At 37.6% G+C, this 1100-nt stretch carries 1 protein-coding gene; it reads left to right on the top strand.

Annotated features, from left to right (window positions below; translation table 11 throughout):
• Nucleotides 1-51 precede the first annotated feature (51 nt).
• Nucleotides 52-1100, top strand: a 1049-nt coding sequence (locus DFQ07_RS15755) for a DUF6443 domain-containing protein (RefSeq protein ID WP_208107711.1), incomplete at its 3' end; no start/stop codon positions are given.

The raw sequence follows: 1100 nt of genomic DNA, 5'->3' as shown, positions 1-1100 counted from the left end.
GACGGGAATCTTTTAAAAGAAAACAAATACAATTATAAGAATTAATTAGCTATGAAAAGTTTACAATTGAATTATTTGTTAGGAGTGGTATTTATTTTATTAGCCATTGTAAATACGAGTGCACAAAAAAAAGAGAGTAAAAAAGAAAGTACCTCAAGAGTAGAAGCTTTTATGCTTCCTCCACCAGATGGAGGAGATGGTGAAGAAGTTTCTATATGGAATAGAGACGCAGATAATGATGGTTATGGAAACCCATACTTACAAGTAGAATCATCTACGAAGCCTTCAGGGTATGTAGCCAATAGTTCGGACTGTAATGATGATAACCCCTCTATTCATCCGGGAGCAACAGAGGTTTATGATGGAGTTGACAATGATTGTGATGGTCTTATAGATGAAGGGTTTACTGCAGACATTCCTGCAACACCAACCATACTAAGTCAAGATTGTAGTAGCGCTACCCTATCTAGAGGTACTCCTCCTAGTGGAACAACATGGTATTGGCAAGGAACCAATAGTGCTGGTACTAGTACATCGAACTCCAATAGTACTTATATGGTAAGTACAAGTGGAAGATATTATTTACGCGCACGAAATAATAGTAGTGGGCTTTGGAGTACGAGCTCAAGTTATATAGATGTTACTCTAGGAGTGGTGGGAGGCACCACATGGTATGCAGATACAGATGGGGATTTATTAGGAGACACTAGCAACACAAAAATACAATGTACTCAACCATCAGGGTATGTTAATAATAGTGATGATCAATGTCCAACTGTTCATGGAGGAGGTTCAGCTACAGGTTGTCCATCTAGTAGTGGATTAAGTAATGAGAACTATGTATATACTGTCATTCCCCAAGTACCTACAACAAGTACTTCTAGCTTAACTAATACAGCAGATGCTATAAGAACTATAACATACTATGATGGATTAGGAAGACCGAAACAAAATATTGCTATAAAGCAATCACCAAATGAAAAAGATATTGTTACCCATGTAGAATACGATGCTTTTGGAAGGCAAACCAAAGAATACTTGCCTTATGCTGTTGAAAGTGGTAATGGAGCAATTATAACGGGCGATGTAGCTACAGCAAC

The organism is Tenacibaculum caenipelagi (assembly GCF_004363005.1).
Lineage (GTDB): Bacteria > Bacteroidota > Bacteroidia > Flavobacteriales > Flavobacteriaceae > Polaribacter > Polaribacter caenipelagi.
The sequence above is the reverse complement of the archived record's forward strand: the minus strand, read 5'-3'. Positions and strand labels throughout refer to the sequence as shown.